The sequence below is a fragment of the Chitinophagaceae bacterium genome, assembly GCA_007695095.1.
GTDB lineage: Bacteria > Bacteroidota > Bacteroidia > Chitinophagales > REEL01 > REEL01.
The window spans coordinates 34,053-52,368 of record REEL01000141.1 but is presented as its reverse complement, the minus strand read 5'-3'; the positions used below and the strand labels follow the sequence as shown (position 1 = coordinate 52,368).

Annotated in this window: 16 protein-coding genes and 1 pseudogene; 8 read left to right on the top strand and 9 right to left on the bottom strand. The window is 35.7% G+C overall.

The window, feature by feature from the left end; genetic code table 11:
* Positions 1 to 525: 525 nt before the first annotated feature.
* Genes EA412_11565 through secA form a run of 4 tightly spaced genes read right to left on the bottom strand, consistent with a single transcriptional unit; the run spans position 526 to position 6,177 of the window.
* On the bottom strand, positions 526 to 1,695 hold the full coding sequence (locus tag EA412_11565; protein ID TVR77358.1) for an amidohydrolase: 1,170 nt from the start codon (positions 1,693 to 1,695) through the stop codon (positions 526 to 528).
* On the bottom strand, positions 1,688 to 2,137 hold the full coding sequence (locus EA412_11560; protein ID TVR77357.1) for an SPOR domain-containing protein: 450 nt from the start codon (positions 2,135 to 2,137) through the stop codon (positions 1,688 to 1,690). Before EA412_11560 ends, EA412_11565 begins: the two co-directional genes overlap by 8 nt.
* Positions 2,138 to 2,182: 45 nt before the next feature.
* A complete protein-coding gene (gene deoC, locus EA412_11555) occupies positions 2,183 to 2,836 on the bottom strand; it encodes a deoxyribose-phosphate aldolase (GenBank protein TVR77356.1) in 654 nt (217 codons plus the stop codon).
* A 20-nt stretch (positions 2,837 to 2,856) separates the two neighbouring features.
* Entirely contained in the window at positions 2,857 to 6,177 is a 3,321-nt protein-coding gene (secA, locus tag EA412_11550; GenBank protein TVR77355.1) for a preprotein translocase subunit SecA, read from the bottom strand.
* 389 nt (positions 6,178 to 6,566) lie between these two features.
* On the opposite strand from secA, the gene EA412_11545 reads away from it, so the two are divergent.
* From EA412_11545 to EA412_11520, 6 genes are all read left to right on the top strand, one after another.
* Positions 6,567 to 7,118, top strand: coding sequence for a hypothetical protein (locus EA412_11545; protein ID TVR77354.1), 552 nt, complete (start codon positions 6,567 to 6,569; stop codon positions 7,116 to 7,118).
* Between the two features lie 245 nt (positions 7,119 to 7,363).
* The gene (locus EA412_11540) at positions 7,364 to 8,809 is read left to right on the top strand and encodes a sodium:solute symporter family protein (protein TVR77353.1); all 1,446 of its coding nucleotides are present in this window, start codon (positions 7,364 to 7,366) and stop codon (positions 8,807 to 8,809) included.
* Positions 8,810 to 8,822: 13 nt separating this feature from the next.
* Positions 8,823 to 9,284 (top strand): N-acetyltransferase, encoded by a 462-nt coding sequence (locus EA412_11535; GenBank protein ID TVR77352.1) that lies wholly within the window; start codon positions 8,823 to 8,825, stop codon positions 9,282 to 9,284.
* 8 nt (positions 9,285 to 9,292) lie between these two features.
* Positions 9,293 to 10,363, top strand: a complete 1,071-nt coding sequence (locus tag EA412_11530) for an alanine/ornithine racemase family PLP-dependent enzyme (GenBank protein ID TVR77351.1) — start codon at positions 9,293 to 9,295, stop codon at positions 10,361 to 10,363.
* A gap of 22 nt (positions 10,364 to 10,385) precedes the next feature.
* The gene (locus EA412_11525) at positions 10,386 to 11,063 is read left to right on the top strand and encodes a peptidase M23 (protein ID TVR77350.1); all 678 of its coding nucleotides are present in this window, start codon (positions 10,386 to 10,388) and stop codon (positions 11,061 to 11,063) included.
* A 33-nt stretch (positions 11,064 to 11,096) separates the two neighbouring features.
* Positions 11,097 to 12,236: an amidohydrolase gene (locus EA412_11520; GenBank protein ID TVR77349.1), complete on the top strand. Its 1,140-nt coding sequence runs from the start codon at positions 11,097 to 11,099 to the stop codon at positions 12,234 to 12,236.
* 6 nt (positions 12,237 to 12,242) lie between these two features.
* On the opposite strand, the gene EA412_11515 is transcribed toward EA412_11520, so the two are convergent.
* Positions 12,243 to 12,662 carry a DoxX family protein gene (locus EA412_11515; GenBank protein ID TVR77348.1) on the bottom strand — a complete coding sequence of 140 codons (420 nt, stop codon included), beginning with the start codon at positions 12,660 to 12,662 and terminating at the stop codon, positions 12,243 to 12,245.
* Positions 12,663 to 12,718: 56 nt separating this feature from the next.
* Entirely contained in the window at positions 12,719 to 13,114 is a 396-nt protein-coding gene (locus EA412_11510) for a DUF4783 domain-containing protein (GenBank protein ID TVR77347.1), read from the bottom strand.
* A 253-nt stretch (positions 13,115 to 13,367) separates the two neighbouring features.
* Here EA412_11510 and EA412_11505 point away from each other — a divergent pair.
* Positions 13,368 to 14,249, top strand: a pseudogene (locus EA412_11505) (pirin family protein).
* Positions 14,250 to 14,270: 21 nt separating this feature from the next.
* On the opposite strand, the gene EA412_11500 reads toward EA412_11505, so the two are convergent.
* The 3 genes from EA412_11500 to EA412_11490 form a co-directional block, all read right to left on the bottom strand.
* The gene (locus EA412_11500; protein TVR77359.1) at positions 14,271 to 14,867 is read right to left on the bottom strand and encodes an FKBP-type peptidyl-prolyl cis-trans isomerase; all 597 of its coding nucleotides are present in this window, start codon (positions 14,865 to 14,867) and stop codon (positions 14,271 to 14,273) included.
* A gap of 160 nt (positions 14,868 to 15,027) precedes the next feature.
* Complete coding sequence (locus EA412_11495) at positions 15,028 to 15,657, bottom strand: DUF4294 domain-containing protein (protein ID TVR77346.1); 630 nt, start codon at positions 15,655 to 15,657, stop codon at positions 15,028 to 15,030.
* A gap of 90 nt (positions 15,658 to 15,747) precedes the next feature.
* Positions 15,748 to 17,913, bottom strand: a complete 2,166-nt coding sequence (locus tag EA412_11490) for a hypothetical protein (protein ID TVR77345.1) — start codon at positions 17,911 to 17,913, stop codon at positions 15,748 to 15,750.
* Positions 17,914 to 17,937: 24 nt separating this feature from the next.
* Here EA412_11490 and EA412_11485 point away from each other — a divergent pair, with 24 nt between their 5' ends.
* Complete coding sequence (locus EA412_11485) at positions 17,938 to 18,216, top strand: hypothetical protein (protein ID TVR77344.1); 279 nt, start codon at positions 17,938 to 17,940, stop codon at positions 18,214 to 18,216.
* Positions 18,217 to 18,316 lie beyond the last annotated feature (100 nt).

Sequence of the window (18,316 nt, the reverse complement as noted above, 5' to 3'; positions counted from 1 at the left end):
GCAAATATGCATTGGACGTACATTTGTGTAAAGTACCAGACACATTTCACCCTTTCAGGGTTTTGTTAAAGATTAGATTTATTGCTATAATAACAAAAGGCCTTCGGGCTTGTTCCGAAAGCTAACGGTCGTGGCACAGTATAGGGGTAGCCCGAAGCATAATTTGATATTTAAGTACCGACGGTTTCCTAGTTTTGGATAATAAAACTCTAACCCCGAAGGGGTGTTAGGATTATAGAACATACAATGATAGTAAGACAACTCCGAAGGAGTGACATGATTCACTTTAACCAATCAAAAAGAAATCTATCTTCGTATGGTACCAAAAATTTATCCAAAAACTCCATATATTCTTCTTTGAAAGTTTTTATGCAGAAGATTATTTCTGCCTTTAACGGCAAATATGCATTGGGCCTAAATTTGTGTGAATGTACCAGCCATAACTTAAGTTTAATATTACCCTTTTTAGGATTTTGTTAAAAAAATTATTGCACCCGATTTATATTCGTTTTCTCACCTATTCCATTAATATTTTTGCATAGCTATCCATGCCATCAGTCCGGCAGCCGTAGAAAGAGAGTTTTCTTCTATATCAAAATCCGGCCGGTGTAATTTAGCTCCCGGATGTCCGGTTCCAAAACGGTAAAAACAAGAAGGGTATTCCTGTGCATAAAAAGCAAAATCTTCTGCCGTCATTCTGAGTTCTAACTTTTCGACATTTGAATCACCTAAATACTTTTTAGCAAAATCATTAAATTTAGCGGTGATGTCCGGATTATTATATACAAATGGATAACCAACCTGTATATCTATGTCTGCTGTTGCTCCATTTGCTTTACAGATATAGTGTATTTTATCGTGTATGATTTGATGTGCTTTTTTACGCCATACTTCATCAAATGTTCTGAATGTACCTTCAATACGCACTTTTTCAGGAATAATATTTGTCTCACCTTCAGCTATAATCCTACCAAAAGACAAAACAGAAGGAATGACCGGGTCAGAACTGCGACTAATTACTTGTTGTAAAGAGAGAATAACTTCAGCCGCAATAGGAATCGGGTCGCATAAATAATGGGGAAGAGCTGCGTGCCCGCCTTTGCCAATTATATCTATATAGATTTCGTCTGCAGAGGCCATATATTTTTCTGCTTTAACGCCGATTTTCCCCGGAGGAAGTTCCGGATAGACATGCTGTCCGAAAATTGTTTTTATATTAAAGGCTTTTAGCGCACCTTCTTCCAGTATAACTTTTGCTCCACCGGGTAATTTTTCTTCAGAGGGTTGAAAAATAAATAAGATATTATGGTGAAGTTTGTCTTTGTGTTTACAGATTATTTTTGCCGCACCTAATAGGGCAGAAGTGTGAGCATCATGACCACAGGCATGCATTTTACCTTCATTTTGCGATACATAACTGACTTTATTCAATTCTTTTATTGGTAAGGCATCCATATCAGCTCGAAGTCCTATGTATGGAAAATCAGGATTAACTTCAAGTATGCCTAAAACACCTGTTTTAGCAACAGTTTTAACTTTTATATGCTTTAGCTTTTTAAGTTCCTCTATTACCAGTGCTGAAGTTTTAAACTCTTCAAAAGCCAACTCAGGAAATTGATGGATTTGCCGACGGATATTTATTAAATAATCTAATGACTCTTCGGCATCCTGTTGAATTATCTTGGGGTCAATCATCGAAAGGGTTTGTTGGTTCATGTATTTGGACGTTATCCCGGATTACAAATGCTGCAGGGAAGTGTTTTTGAATTTCATTCAGCATTTTCAAAGCCTCTAAGCGATTATAGTAGTCTCCGACTCTCAGTTTAAAAGATGGTTGCTGATAAACGACATAACTTTTTACATCCGGAAAAACCCTAAGTACTTCACCTTGTTTTTTAAAAACTTCTGCTCTTCTTGGGGCTTCTATAATTTGTATTCGAAAACCGGACATAACCGGATTCTCTTTCATATACTCTACTTCAGCATTCAGCAGTTGCATGATTAAAGGGTCTGCTTCCACCAGAATTACTCCATGTACTTTTGCAGTATCTTTTTGGGCAAAGACTTCCGTATTAAAACAAAGAATTGCTCCAAGGATAATTATTTGAATAAATCGGATAGCAGTGTAGTTCATCATTAAATAAAAATTAGTTTAAGATAGTAATAATTTATTAAAATTCTACTATCCGCTAATCAAGTTTATTCCGGAAGAGGTTCCTAATCGATCTGCTCCGGCTGAGATTAGCTCCTCTGCAAACTTTTTGTCTTTTATTCCACCGGAAGCTTTTATTTTTATGCTTTTAGGCAGCACTTCTCTCATTAATTTAACGGCATCTACTGAAGCTCCGTCACCATTAAATCCGGTAGAGGTTTTAACATAGTTGACTTCTGCTTTTTCACAAATTTCACATGCTTTTTTAATTTGACTCTCGTCTAATGTTCCACTTTCGATGATAACTTTCACAATTTTATTTTGCAAATGAATATAAGTTGCCACACTTTGAATGTCATTTAAAACAAAATTGTAGTTCTTTTCATTTAAAGCAGCCAGATTGATGACCATATCAATTTCATCAACTCCATCATTTATGGCTCTTTTACATTCTTCAACTTTTGAAGAGGTGCAATTGTAACCAAAAGGGAATCCCACCACGGTTACTAACTTTACCTTACTGTTTTCCCCTAACTTTTCTCTTGCGGTTTTAACATGAAATGGGATTACGCATACACCGGCAAAGTTATGCTTTACAGCTTCTTCACACAAAGACTTAATTTCTTTAATGGATGAATTGGGTTTTAGAAGCGTATGCTCGATTCGTTCATTGATTTTTTTCATTGTGTTAATTTGTAAATTATTTACTTACCGTGACAGTGTTTGTATTTTTTCCCGCTTCCACAAGGACACGGTTCATTTCTTCCAACTTTAGGACCAACTTTAATCGGATCCGGTTTGCTTTGCGGACTACCACCGGCTGAGCCCTGTGGCGGCGCCTGTTGTCCCGGAGTAGTAATACCTGCTATGTCATCTCTCCCTGCTTTCAGGTGGCTTGAATCTGACCTTTTTACCTGAGCTTCTCGAACTTGTTCGGGTTGTTGAACCGGGATGTTAGCTTTGCATAAGAAAGAACACATTTCATAGTTCAATTCCAAAAGCATGGTTTGAAATAGATTGAAGGCTTCATGCTTATAGATTAGGAGCGGATCTTTTTGCTCATAAACGGCCATCTGGACTGAATTTTTAAGTTCATCCATTTGTCGCAAATGCTCTTTCCAGTTTTCATCTATTAATGCAAGGGAGATTGACTTTTCAAAAGTTTTAATCAAATCTTTTCCATCCGTCTCAATACAAGGCTTTAATTCTACTACTATTTGCAGTGTTTTACGCCCGTCACTGAAAGGTACACCTATGAAGCGAACACTTTCTCCTCTTTGCTCATAAACACGTTTAAGAACAGGCATGGCTGTTTCTACAATTTGCTTATGCTTTCTCTTATATGCTTCATCGGCCAATTTATAAAAGTCTTCGGCTAACTGTTCGGCCGGGGTATTAAGGAATTGATTTTCTTCAATATCAGGACTAATAGAGAAGTAGCGTATCAAATCCAGGCTGAAAGTATCTAAATCCCGATCTTCCTTTGCTCTGTTTATCAGTTGCAATAATACATCAAAAAAGGTGTGACTGATATCCATGGAAAGTCTGTCGCCAAATAAAGCATTTTTCCTTTTAGAATAAATCACATCTCTCTGTGAGTTCATTACATCATCATATTCCAAAAGCTTTTTTCTTCTGCCGAAGTTATTTTCTTCTACTTTTCTCTGAGCTCTTTCAATGGATTTGGTAATAGTTGGGTGCTGCAAAACTTCACCATCTTTATAGCCAAAAGTGTCCATAAATTTGGAGATTCTGTCAGAACCAAACAATCGCATCAGATTATCCTCTAAAGAGACGTAAAAGATTGAAGATCCGGGGTCACCCTGTCTACCTGCACGACCTCTCAACTGTCTGTCAATTCTTCTGGACTCATGTCGTTCTGAGCCAAGAATTGCTAAACCACCTGATTCTTTCACTCCTTTCCCGAGTTTAATGTCGGTACCTCTACCGGCCATGTTGGTGGCGATAGTTACAGCTCCCGGAAGGCCTGCTTCCTGAACTACTTCAGCTTCGCGACCATGCTGTTTTGCATTTAAAACATTATGTTTAACACCTCTCAATTTTAACATTCGGCTTAATACTTCAGAAACCTCTACTGAGGTGGTACCTATAAGTACCGGTCTTCCAATTTCCTGAAGTTCCTTTGCTTCATCGATTAAGGCATTAAACTTTTCTTTAGTGGTTTTATATATTTTATCCGGCATATCATCCCTTTGAATCGGTTTGTTTGTCGGGATAACAACTACATCCAGTTTGTAAATTTCCCAAAACTCACCCGCTTCAGTTTCAGCGGTACCGGTCATACCGGATAGTTTATGGTACATTCTGAAAAAGTTTTGCAAAGTAACGGTCGCAAAAGTTTGAGAAGCGGCTTCAACTTTAACACTTTCTTTTGATTCTATTGCCTGATGCAATCCGTCGGAATACCTTCTGCCTTCCATTACCCTTCCGGTGTTCTCATCAACGATTTTAACTTTTCCGTCTGATACCAGATATTCAACGTCTTTCTCAAATAAAGTATATGCCTTTAACAATTGCTGAACAGCGTGAATGCGTTCTGATTTTATACCAAAATCCTGAAGCAGTTTGTCTTTTTTCTTAAGTTTTTCTTCCGCTGAAAGTGAGGATTTTTCAAGTTCTGCAATTTCACCACCTACATCCGGCATGATAAAAAAGTCGGGATCTTCACCACCGCCGGTAATCAGTTCAATCCCTTTTTCAGTTAATTCAACTGTATTGTTTTTTTCTTCGATTACAAAATAGAGTTCCTCATCTACAAGCGGCATATTTTTAGACTGTTCCTGCATGAAGTAATTCTCTGTTTTTAAAAGTATACTTCTTTTGCCCGGTTCACTTAAATATTTGATAAGGGGTTTGTATTTAGGCAAACCTCTTGCGCATCTTAAGAGAGCAAGTCCGCCGTCTTTTTCGGTAGTTTTATTTTCAGCTATATGGCGTTTTGCTTCCAGCATAAAACCGTGTATAATTTTCTTTTGAGCTTCAACCAGTTTTTCTATTCTCGGTTTCAATTCATAGAATAATTTCTCATCACTTTTTTCAATCGGGCCTGAAATAATTAAAGGGGTACGGGCATCATCGATTAATACCGAATCGACCTCATCAACCATGGCAAAGTGCAGTTTCTTTTGAACCAAATCATCCGGATTTTTTGACATATTATCTCTCAGATAATCGAAGCCGAATTCATTATTTGTACCATAAGTAATATCGGCAGCATAGGCTTTTTGCCTTTCCGGAGAGTGAGGCTGATATTTATCTATACAATCTACCCTTAGTCCCAAAAACTCAAAAATTGGAGCCATCCATTCAGAATCTCTTTTAGCCAGGTAGTCGTTTACTGTGATTATATGTACTCCCAATCCGGATAGTCCGTTTAAATAGGCAGGCAGAGTTGCAACTAATGTTTTACCCTCACCGGTAGCCATCTCGGCTATAGTTCCTTCGTGTAAGACGATACCACCAATTAACTGCACGTCATAGTGGAGCATGTTCCATTCCAATTCGTTTCCTGCTGCTTTCCACCGATTACTAAAAATCGATTTATCACCTTTTATTGTAATGTGCTCTTTATCTACGGCAAGCTCACGGTCTAGGTCTGTGGCAGAAGATTCAATTTCGGGATTTTTTAAAAATCTGCTGGCTGTTTCTTTCACAACTGCAAAAGCCTCCGGAAGAATCTCTTTTAAAACTACTTCCAGTTCTTTGTCTTTGTCTTTATAGAGTTTATCTAATTCTTTATAAATATCTTCTTTGTCAAGTTCGTCAATTTCTGAATCTTCAGCCTCAGATTTTAATCTGTTTATCTCATCATCAATATTTTGAAGGTGGTCTGCAATTCGCTTTCTGAATTCAACAGTTTTATTCCTTAACTCATCATGACTGATATTTTCTAAAGCTTTATATTCCTCATTGATTTTCTCAACAATAGGAAGCATCTTCTTAACATCTTTCTCTGATTTATTTCCAAATAATTTTGATAAACCTTTTACAAAAAAATCAAGCATATATTTTGTGTGTTTTTACTTTAACATTCAATAATCGCTAAAACTACCTAAATAAGATAAGTGGTTTAGCGATATTTTATTTTATCTGATGCGCAAATTTAATAATTAATCTGTTCATTCACTATCTTGCTATTCATTTATGTTTTCACATTTTATCTTTCATCCCGATTCCTCCAATAACCTTAAAAGACTTTTTTCTACTTGTGATGTAAGGGCTTTTATCTGTTTTTAAGTATAAATATTCGGTAAAAGATTTATTTTTTAGAGAATAGTTTCTTAATCTTAAGCATTAATATAGTAATACGGAAGGTAAAGGAAGTACACCGGAAAAGCTGAAAAAGTTTGTCAGATTTGTAGAAAGAGGCATTATTATTACCCTAATCGGTATCATGTCATTATTACTGATAATAGCGACTATAGAGTTGGCTTATACCGTTTATTTAGCTTTGGTGGATACTGAGAAAGACACGATTATATTGGATTTAGATAATATGCTCAATATTTTTGGTGTCTTTTTATTGGTTTTGATAGGAATTGAGTTGCTGGATACCATAAAAGTGTATTTTAAAGAAAATGTAATTCACGTAGAAGTAGTAATGCTTGTCGCTTTGATAGCCATTGCAAGAAAAGTAATTGTTCTTGATTTTGAAGAATATTCCGGCTTTGAAATTCTGGGTATTTCATCTGTGATTATTGCTATTTCAGCGGGTTATTATTTGATTAAAAAAACAGGCAGTACCAGTTTTTGGCCGAAAGAGAAAAAAGAAGTTAAGAGTGAAGTAGTAGAGGAAAAAAGTCGGAAAGGTGAAAAAAGACCGGAGAAAGTTAAAAAAGTCAAAACCGAAATAATTGAAAAACCGGTTGCAGATCCGGAGGGGGCAGAAACGGATTCTGAAGAAGATACCGATATCAACAAAAAATCGGAAGAGGATAAAAAATAATAATAGATTTAATAATTGTTTTAAGTTTTCTCAGAATGAAAATTTCATATAACAATGCTTCCAAAAGCTTATGAGTATTTTATTGTAAGTTAAATAGTTATAGCAAAACTATGTATTTACAGTTTATGTAATTTTCAAAAGATTAATTTTTGATTTACTATAAAATATTGATAAACAATTTATTAAATTCTTTTCAAAAGCCAAAAAAAAATTAGTTTTGTGAAAATCTAATTTTAATTCTTCAGATGCACATCATTGATTTATCGATTTTTATTATTTATATGATAATTGTTTTAGGCGTAGGGTATTACTTTATGCGTAAGAACACCAGCGAGGAAGATTATTATGTTGGAGGCAGAAACATAGGCAAGTGGCATATTGGTTTATCTGTAGTGGCTACAGATGTTGGCGGGGGATTCTCAATTGGATTGGGAGGTTTAGGTTTTGTAATGGGTTTAAGTGGTTCCTGGATGTTATTTACCGGCTTAGTTGGTGCCTGGCTTAGTGCTGTTTTTCTCATTCCTAAGGTCAAAAAGATTGAACAAATTAAGAAACTTTTCACCCTGCCCGAAGTTTTTGGACATTACTATGGTCCGCGGGTAGCTTTATTAGCCGGTATTATTTCTGCGGTTGGTTATTTAGGCTTTACAAGCTCTCAGGTGCTTGCCGGTGCTAAATTAGCATCTGCCAGCTTTGTAGGTTTAGATTTAAATGTTGCTCTTTACATAATGGGATTTATTGTTATAGTTTATACAGCTATGGGTGGTATAAAAGCCGTTATTTATACAGATACTGCTCAGTGGATACTTTTATTATCAGGTTTGATTTTTATTGGAATACCGGTTTCTTATTATGCAGTAGGAGGCTGGGAAAGTATTCAAAATGTACTTGCACCTGAGTTTTTTACTTTAACTAATATAAGTTGGCAACAACTTTTGAACTGGGCTGTTACAATTATACCAATATGGTTTGTAGGCATGACTCTTTACCAGAGAATTTATGCATCCAGAAGTGAAAAAGAGGCGAAGCAGGCATGGTATATAGCCGGACTTTTTGAATGGCCCATAATGGCATTTATGGGTGTAACGCTAGGTTTATTAGCCAGAGTTGCGTTTGAGCAAAATATGTTTGCACCTTTTGGATTTGAAAGTGCTTTGGGTGTTGAGGGCATGGATGTGGAAATGGGATTACCTCTACTGCTTAGGGCTGTATTGCCTGTCGGCTTGATGGGTTTAATGTTGGCGGCATATTTTTCGGCAATTATGTCAACGGCGGATAGTTGTTTGGTTGCTTCATCCGGGAATACCGTTTCGGATATCCTAAAGAAGTTTATCAATATAAAAGAAAACTCTCCGGAGTTTTATCAGCTTTCACAGGTTGCTACTTTGGTATTGGGTGTCATTGCTTTGTTGATTGCAAGTGTCATTCCAAATGTACTGGAATTAATGCTTTTATCTTATGCATTTATGGTTTCCGGTTTATTAGTGCCTGTTGTGGGTGCTATGTATTGGAAAAAAAGCAGTGCTGTAGGTGCATTTTTAGCGATGCTTAGTGGAGGTGCTACAACCTTGATTTTGTCTTTTTCTAAGCTGGACTTACCCTTTGGTTTAGACGCAAATATATTTGGAATTTCAGCTGCTTTATTAATTTTTGTAATTTTTTCATTAACTTTCCCAAACAAAAACAGATAAAAATATATAAATTATGGAAACAGAAATACATTATAACCTTTTATGTTCAATTGATACAGTTACCACTCTTGAGAGACTGAAAATCGTTGATTTTTTGTATAACCATTTAGACGAGTATGGTGATACCAAGGAAGATATTGGAAAAGCACTTGATTATGCTTTGAGTGATTTTCACCATCAGGGCGGTTTTGTAGTTGTTGCCAGCGAAAATGATAAAATAGTTGGTTGTGTGGTTATGCTGCAAACAGGAATGGAGGGATATGTTCCTGAAAATTTGTTAGTTTATATTTCAGTACATGGAGATATGCGGGGTAGAGGAGTAGGTAAGCAATTAATGGAAAAGGCGATTAAATTCTCTCAGGGGAACATTGCTCTTCACGTGGAGCCTGATAACCCGGCCAGGTTTTTATATGAAAAAATGGGCTTTACTACCAAGTATCAGGAAATGCGTTTAGTTAAAGAAAAGTCGAAATAAGGTATTCAATGGCATTTGTTAAATTATACAAAGACAGGCTTCGTCATAATTATTTATTTTTGAATGACTTATTCAAGGAATATAATATAGATTGGGGAGTAGTCAGTAAATTACTTTGTGGAAATGAATTGTTTATTAAGGAATTGATGAACCTTAATATTAATGAGATTCATGATTCTAGAATCAGTAATTTAAAAAAAGTTAAAGAGCTGAACCCAAACGTACAGACTGTATATATAAAGCCACCTCCCAAAAGAAGTATACCTAGTATTATCCGGTATGCGGATGTGAGTTTCAACACTGAGTCTGACACCATAGAGTTATTGTCTAAAGAGGCAGTAAAGCAAAAGAAAAAGCATAAAATCATCATTATGATTGAAATGGGTGACTTGAGAGAAGGTGTTATGGGGGATGATTTAGTTGATTTTTACGGGCAAATTTTTAAACTCCCCAATATTGAAGTTGTTGGATTGGGTACGAATTTGAACTGTTTACATGGGATAATGCCCTCACAGGATAAGCTTATACAGCTTGGGTTATATAAACAAATAATTGAAGCAAAATTCAATATTAAGATACCCTGGGTAAGTGGTGGTACTTCTGTAATGATTCCTCTTTTATATAGAAAGCAGCTTCCCAAAGCGGTTAACCATTTTAGAGTTGGGGAAACCTTATTTTTTGGAATCAATCTTTTTACAGATAAGCTTATTAAAGGAATGAAAGGTGGCGTTTTTCAATTATATACTGAAATAATCGAATTGACAGAAAAACCGGTACTTCCATCCGGAGAATTGGGAACAAATCCAAGTGGAGATAAAGCGGAGATTAATCCTGAACTTTATGGAAAAACTTCCTATAGGGCTATAATTGATATTGGACTGTTAGATATAGACCCCAAATTTTTAATACCAAAGGATAAGAATATTTCAATTAGTGGAGCCAGCTCTGATATGATAGTTATAGAGTTAGGTAAAAACCCTAAAAATTATAAAGTGGGTGATTTGATAGCTTTTGAACTTAAGTATATGGGCGCATTAGCAATATTGAATTCTTATTATATAGAAAAGGTTGTAGAGTGATTTACTTTCCTAAATTTTGAAAATGGATTTCACAAATTTGAAAGGGATTGCTGTTCCTCCTATCGCCGGCCTGTTTGATTCAAAAAAGTCAATACAAATCGATTTAGAATCTTTTTTAAGTCAAAATCCAGAAATACCTGAAGATCAAAAAGTAAATAAAGCCGTTGCGTTTATTAAGAATCAAAAATTACTAAATGATGCTGAAATAGCATTTGGAGGGTATTTTGAAAAAAGAAGCTGGTATCAAAGAAGTGATTTGTTCGGAAGTAAAAAGGACAGTTTTAGAAATATTCATATAGGTATTGATGTTTGGGTAGATGAAGGTACTGAAGTTTTCGTTCCATTAGATGCCGTTGTACATAGTTTTAAAAATAACAAAGGGAAAGGAAATTACGGACCAACTATAATTTTGAAGCATCAGACAGAAGGTCAGAGAGCTTTTTATACTTTATACGGACATTTAAGTAAAGAAAGCCTGAAGAAGTTAAAAGTTAATCAATCGCTTAAAAAAGGTGAGGTTTTTGCTCATATTGGTAATAAATCAGAAAATGGAGAGTGGCCGCCTCATTTACATTTTCAGCTAATAACCGACCTGCAAGCGTATGAAGGTGACTTCCCGGGGGTGATTTCTGAAAATGATGTAGATTTTTTTAAAAAAATATGTCCATCACCCTATGATTTGTTTATATTCCCTAAATAAATTGAAGAATAAAACAGTCAGTAAAAAGAGAAAATGGAAGAAATTATTGAAATAAGGCATTATTTACACCAAAACCCTGAATTATCAGATAAGGAATTTGAAACGGCAAAGTATATTAAAAAGCAAATTCATAAGCTTGGTGGAAAAAAATGGAAAATAACAGATAAAATCGGTGGGAATGGGATATTGGCTGAATATGATACCGGCAAGGAAGGTAATCATATTGCTTTTAGAGCCGAGCTCGATGCGTTGCCGATTACAGAAACCACTAAAGTTGAGTATAAATCTAAAAACGAAGGTGTTGCTCATTCATGTGGTCACGACGGACATATGGCTATCGTTCTGGGACTGGTCAAGCACATAGGAGAGAATCCTCTTAAAAAAGGGAAGCTAAGCGTTATTTTTCAACCGGCAGAGGAGAACGGACAGGGAGCAGAAGCTATGATGGAAGATGATAAATTGAAAGATTTTGCTCCGGATTTTATTTTTGCGATACATAATCTTCCGGGAGTTAAAAAAGGAAAAGTTGTTTGTAAACAAGGTGAAATTGCTGCGGCTTCTATAGGTTTAAAGATTACACTTAAGGGAGAAAGTGGGCATGCCGGTCATCCGGGAGAGTCAAAATCACCTTTAAGAGCTTTATTGAGGTTGAGCAAAAAGCTCCCGCAATACGATATAGATGCAGAAAAAGGTACTTTTCATATAAACACACTTATTCATTTAAAAATGGGGAATATATCCTTTGGCACTATACCGGCTGATGCTACTCTGGCATTTACAATCAGAAGCTCAGATGATAAAGGACTCGATAAATTAAAAGAAGCTGCTTTAAAGAAGGTTAAAAGTGAAGCTTCAAAATATAAATTAAAGGTAAAAACTAAATGGTCTGAATGGTTTCCTGCCGTAACTAATGACAATAAAGCTTTTGAAAAGCTTAAAGCTGCATGCGAAGAACTAAATAAAGATTTTCAGGAAGCGCAAAGTCCTTTTCGCTGGTCTGAAGACTTTGGTTTTTTTGCAAAAAAGCATAAAATTTTATTACTTGGAGTGGGTGCCGGGAAATCTCAACCGCCTTTACACCAAAGCGATTATGACTTTCCGGATGAAATTATGGAAGAAGTTATTATGTTATATATAGAATTGGCTAAAGCCTTTGAGCTCTATGAAAAGTAACAAAAATTATTTTCTGTTGGAAATTTTATAATCTACAGAATATTTTCCGGGTCCGGTAATGAATAAGACAATCATTACAACTAAATAAGCCAATGCTTTTTCTTTACCTGAAAACGGATCATCAGCATGTCTGATAAAAGCAGCTATAAACATGGTGAAAGCTATAAATAATGCTGAAGGTCTGGAAAGAAAACCCAAAGCTAAAAATAACCCGCCGATTAACTCAGAAAAGATAGCTGCTAAAGCAAAAAACTCCGGCATGGGAAAACCCATAGCGGCGACACCTTCAGTGAAACCTTCTATACGGTCTAATTTACCCAGTCCGTGCCATGCCATACCCAAGCCAAAAGCTACTCTTAAAATTAATAATCCAAAAGAATAATTTTTGGCACCGGCAGAAAATAAAATTTTATTGAATAAGCTCATGGTGATGTTTTGTAGCTGTTTAATACAAGTCTGACTAAAAAACTGTACAACTTCTGTTAATCTTCCTCGAATCGGATTTGTTGTATTAGAAAACCGCCGTTGTTTTCTTTCACATAAAGATAGGTTCTAAACGATTTTTGAGGGGTGATCAGCGTACCTATTCCATACATAGATCCTCTGTCAGAAGAACCCTGATGAATAATCCTGAAAGAACTCGGTGGATTTTTACTGAAAAAATCCTTTACAATCAATTCAGCTTGTGCCTTGCTGTACATGCCTTCATTATTTACAATAGTAACTTCTACGTTATTATCAAAGTATCTGGACAGCTCTCTGGCATTGGCTGTTTCTATAGCTAATGAGATATTCTCTAATGACTGAGCCGGTAATATTTTTATATCTAAAAATAAAATGGATGTAAAAAGAAAAAAAGTTAATAAAAGTGGCTTCATGTTTATTTATTTAATTTTACTTGAAAGAAGCTGATAAAAATGGGAATAGTTATTTTCAATTTTAAGCATTTCTTTATTTTTTATCTAATTTTAATTAGTATTTATAAAAGAATAAAAAAATAACATTCCTCTGTTATGAACTATAAACGAAAACTATGCCAACTTTAAATAGTTCAGTCTTGCAAGCATTTAATAAGGATAATTACTTTACTAGCATTTAATTTTTTTGTTTCCAAAAAAGTTGATTTAAAATATGAAGATATTAAAAAAAATTGAAAAGATATTTCAACCGCCGAAACCACATTTTGTAGGAGACGGATTTAGGGTACATAATTTTATACCCGGAGGCGGTGCAATTCCAATGCAACGCATGGATCCTTTCATCGTTTTTGATTATAATTCACTATATAATTTTCCTCCATCTAAAAAGCAAAGGGGAGTCGGAGTGCATCCTCACAAAGGGTTTGAAACGGTCATTATCGCTTATAAGGGAAAAATTGCCCATCATGACAGTACCGGTAATTCTGGAGTAATAGAAGAAGGTGGAGTGCAGTGGATGACTGCGGCAAAAGGGATTTTACATAAGGAATATCATGAAGAGAACTTTTCTAAAAAAGGAGGGCCTTTTCAAATGGTTCAACTTTGGGTAAATTTACCGGCTAAATACAAATCAGAAAGCCCATCTTATTAGGGTTTTCGAAAAAGCGATATACCTGTTTATTTCTATGAAGGAAAAAAATCTCATGCCGAAGTTATTTCCGGAGAATTTTTTAATTTAAAAGGAGCGGCAAAAACTTTTTCAGCAGTTAATCTCTATAATTTACATATAAGCGGGGGAGAGGAAATAGACTTTTCACTCCCGGAAAGCTTTAACTCAGCTTTATTGGTCATTGAAGGTAGCATCCTTTTGCAAAATGATACTGAGGTTGATACAGATAATCTTTGCTTATTTCGAAATGAAGGTACAGAAGTTAAGATAAAAGCAAATTCAGCAGCTTTAGTTCTGGTAATTAGCGGTGAACCATTGAAAGAGTCCATTTTTGCAAGCGGGCCTTTCGTCATGAACAATAAAAGTGAAATTCTAGAGGCTTATCAAGATTTTCAGGCTGGAAAATTTGGCTCTTTGCCTGAGTGATTTTCAGGTTTTACCGGGAAATTATTTAATTTCAATCAGTTCTACTTCGAAAACTAATGTTTCGTTTGGCCCGATTGCGCCACCCGTTCCTCTTTCTCCGTATCCTAATGTTGGAGGTATGAATAATCTCCATTTTGAGCCAACAGGCATTAATTGTAGAGCTTCAGTCCAACCGGCAATAACACCGTTTAAAGGAAATGTAACAGGCTCTCCTCTTTCTACAGAACTGTCAAAAACATCACCGTTTATTAATGTACCGTGGTAATGTGTTTTAACCTGATCGTTTATTCCGGGTTTTGGTCCGTCACCCATTTCTATGACTTCATAAAGTAAACCACTTTGTAACTTTACTATACCTTCTACCGCTGCTACCGAATCAAGAAAAGCTTGTCCTTCTTGTAAATTTGAAATTGCTTGTCTTTGCGCTAAATTTTGAAAATAATCTTGTATGAAAGCATTTGCTTCTTCTTCAGTTACCAATAGCGAGTCATTTTGATAAACATCTTCCAAAGCTTTTGTAAAGGCTTCTATATCAAGATTGTTAACACCCTGAAGTCTTAAGTTCTCTGCTATGTTTACGCCGATGCTATAGGCTAATTTTTGGTTCTCATCCTCCATATCATAAGTTCTTTCCTGAACGACTTCTTTAGAACCAGAACAAGCAAAGAGAAAGGCAGAAACAAATAATACGATAGTTATTTTAGTATAATACATTACTTTTTTTGGTGCAAATATAAGAATCTTATTCAGCTAGCTCAGAAATTCAACAGAAAATATTTTAACGTTTGCTGATTTCTGTAGGGAAATTACTTTCTTCCAGTTGCTTTAGAATTCTTTCTATATCCTGATTTTCTTCTGCAATGTAAGGCTCTTTTAAATCATAGCCATGAAACCTTGCAAAACTCTGCCAAAAAACAGCCTGTATAGGGTTTCTCAACTCACGTATCAGTCGGTAGCAATCATCTCCCGTTTCCCGGTTGATTAATTTTACCAATAATTTCCCCTGAGTAACAGTAAGTTCTTTTAATTCAGCTTCAAAAGAATCTCTTAGTTCCTGTTGTTTTTCACGCATGTATCTGCGTTGATGCCTGCGACGGGTGAACTGTTCAACTTCATTATCAATTTCATCTAAAAGTTGGGCAGCTAATTTAGCATAGGGATAAACTATCATCAGATTTCTTCGCAGACGATTATAATGATGAGTTGCCATCGCATCACCATGGCGGAGAGTCGCAACCTGTACCTCATTTAAGTTTACAGTTGGCATTTGTTCTCCATTGAATGTATCCGTTTCAACTATTTCGTAAGATTTTGACGGATCAAAATTTTTAACTTCAGTTGGTTTGTCTTCTCCTTTAGCTGTGATTGCTGATAGGATGACGGCATATAGTATTATTAATCGTAGCATAAGTCAGATTTATGTATTCAATGACAAATTGAGTGCCAAAAAATAAAATAGCTGTATTTATCAGCTAATACTAAAGTTAATCGAAAAGTTTCAATTTTTCAAGCCACCTATCATCAATATGTCCCAGATGTTCATAAATAAAGGGCCCCAGCGGTTTCTTCTTATCTGTTCTTCTTCTCTTTCCCAAAAATGCAGTTTTGATGGTATGTAAAGGTATCCGTAAGGGTAAGCGGTGTGTCCTTTATAAGGTCTGGCAATAAGCTCAACCGGATAGCGATAGAGCAACTCCGTTTCATCAACTATATGCTGGGCGGAACTTCTGATTTCCCCGGCAACCTCCAGGTATTTATTTTCATCAAAATCACGGTCTCTGTCTATATTAGAGCGTCTTTTTGCTGATAGGTATTCCAAGGTAGCTGCCCGGTGTTTAGCACGCAAGGCAGTTATTACCATTGCATTATAAAGTTCTTTTTTTAAATCCCGGATTAAAGGAATAGAATCATCGGCAAAGTACTTTTCATATTGAGCAGAAATGATTAAAGAGGCATCTCCAAATTCATGTAGCGGTATAATTCCTTCTGTTTTTAAGGAATCTAAGGTTAAACTGTCTGATTTTCTATACAAATCTTTATATCGCCATCTTGGACGGGGGTGAAATTCTTTATTAAATGGAGGTGGAATTTCATCAGTGACAGTTTGAGCAGCCATGTAGCGCATTAGTTCATCTTCCAGTAAATAAGATTCATGTAAATCCAATTGTTTATTGAAAAATGTAAAAATACTGTCGTTTTGAAAAACATCATTTATATACTGTAAGGCATGTGTATCTTGAATTTTTTCATCAAAAGTGTGTTCCCAGCTCCAGCGGGCAATACTCCAGTCAATCCACCAATAACCCCATTCCCAGCCGGATGAGAAAGTTATATGACCCGGCACTCCAAGTTTATGACAAAGCAAAATGTCTCTTAATCTACCGGAAAGATACGGTAACAGAAGCATTGGAACAGAGTTATCAAAAGTTATCCAATAAGCAGATTCCGGATAAAACCAGGTTTCCCTCACTTGCATTTCCTTTTTCATTAAGTCCAGCATATGAGATAAATTTTCATTTTCATATACAGGTGCACTTTCATCTTCAAGCGCATAGAACATCACGGTGTGAACCAGGGTTTGCCTCTTGGCATCTGTTACTTTCTCTTCATCAGTCAGGGTATATGTGCTTCCCGTTGAAATGAGTTCATCTTTTTTAACAACATGCTCGCGACCGGTTAGTATTGCATCATATTCTTCTTCCAGTAAATCGATTATATAAAGCCTGAGTTGTTCTTTTCTATATTGATTTCCGGTAGAAAACTCTGTAGTTGAAAACTCCATGTTTATATAATCCCACGGAGCCGTAAATAATTTATCAAGATTTCTTCTGATTTGGTTTCTGCGGCTTCTAAAGGAAGAGGGAGGGTTTTTATATAGCTTAAATGCTTTTTGTTGAATCATATGTAGGGAAACATCCAGCCCCATTATAATTCCTCTTTCCTGACCATAAATGACAAACTCTTTGGCATATTGAGGCCAGTAGTCTAAATCAATGCTTTCGAGCAAGTTAAAATCAAAATAATTCTGATTATTCCGCACAAGCCACTCCAGATATTCTTTTATCATTTCCAATCCACCGGGAAACGTATGGTCTAAAAGAGGTTCTGCCAGTTCAATCGGGTGCATAGTGTGTAAATGGAAACCTCTTTTATCAAATCTGGCTTTAGCTTCCCAGGTGAAAGCCGTTTTTAAGGGCCATTTTGAGAGATCCGGAATTATAGTTTGCCGGGCATGAATAAATGCAAAACCCAGCTTTTCTTGTAAAAGACCGTAAAGTCCGTTACTGATACCTGAAAAGGAAATAGTTTCTAATTGAAGGTATATCCGGTTTTCATTTTGATGTAATGTCCATTTGTAATCATGTTCCGGTAAGTGATAAAACGGGAAATCAGCTTTTTTAGAAAAACGATTAGGTTCAGCCATAAGGCTGAGGTCAATATGTGGTAATTCTATGATTATGTCGGCTGTTTCATTGTTAAAATTTATATCGCAGTTACAGGCTTCAAAAAGCAATTCTTTTACATCAAAAATTGCATGTTTACTAATATTTTCTTCCAGCAATTGTTGCGGAAGATTTATTGAAATGCTGTATTGATTAGGATATAATTTGTGAAAGGAGAGAAAGAGTATAAAAAAAATGAAGAAGCTCTTATTAATATTCATGGTTAATGTATATGGTTTTTGGCGTTGCTAAAATACAATTTCAAAATTGATTTATCGGTTCGAAATAAAGAAAGCTCAATTTTAAGGAATTTTGTTTCTTTTATTGTCCGTATTGCCCTCGCTAAAATAGGCAACCCCTTCCTTCTTTTCTGTCATGCTGTTGTCAGGAAGCATCTCAGTATTAATATTGAAACAGTTTATTTATATGCAACAGCGATGTTTATAAGTGAGAGCTCCTTCACATTTTTAATCATAATTTTTACATTTTCCTCTTTTGAGTCTTTGTTCCGGGATATTCAATGAGTAGCAATCTCATTATGCTCTATATATGACTCACCCTGCACCCTCTCTATTGCTAGAGAGGGATTAGTGGTTTATCTTTGAATGGGAATGACTGTTTATG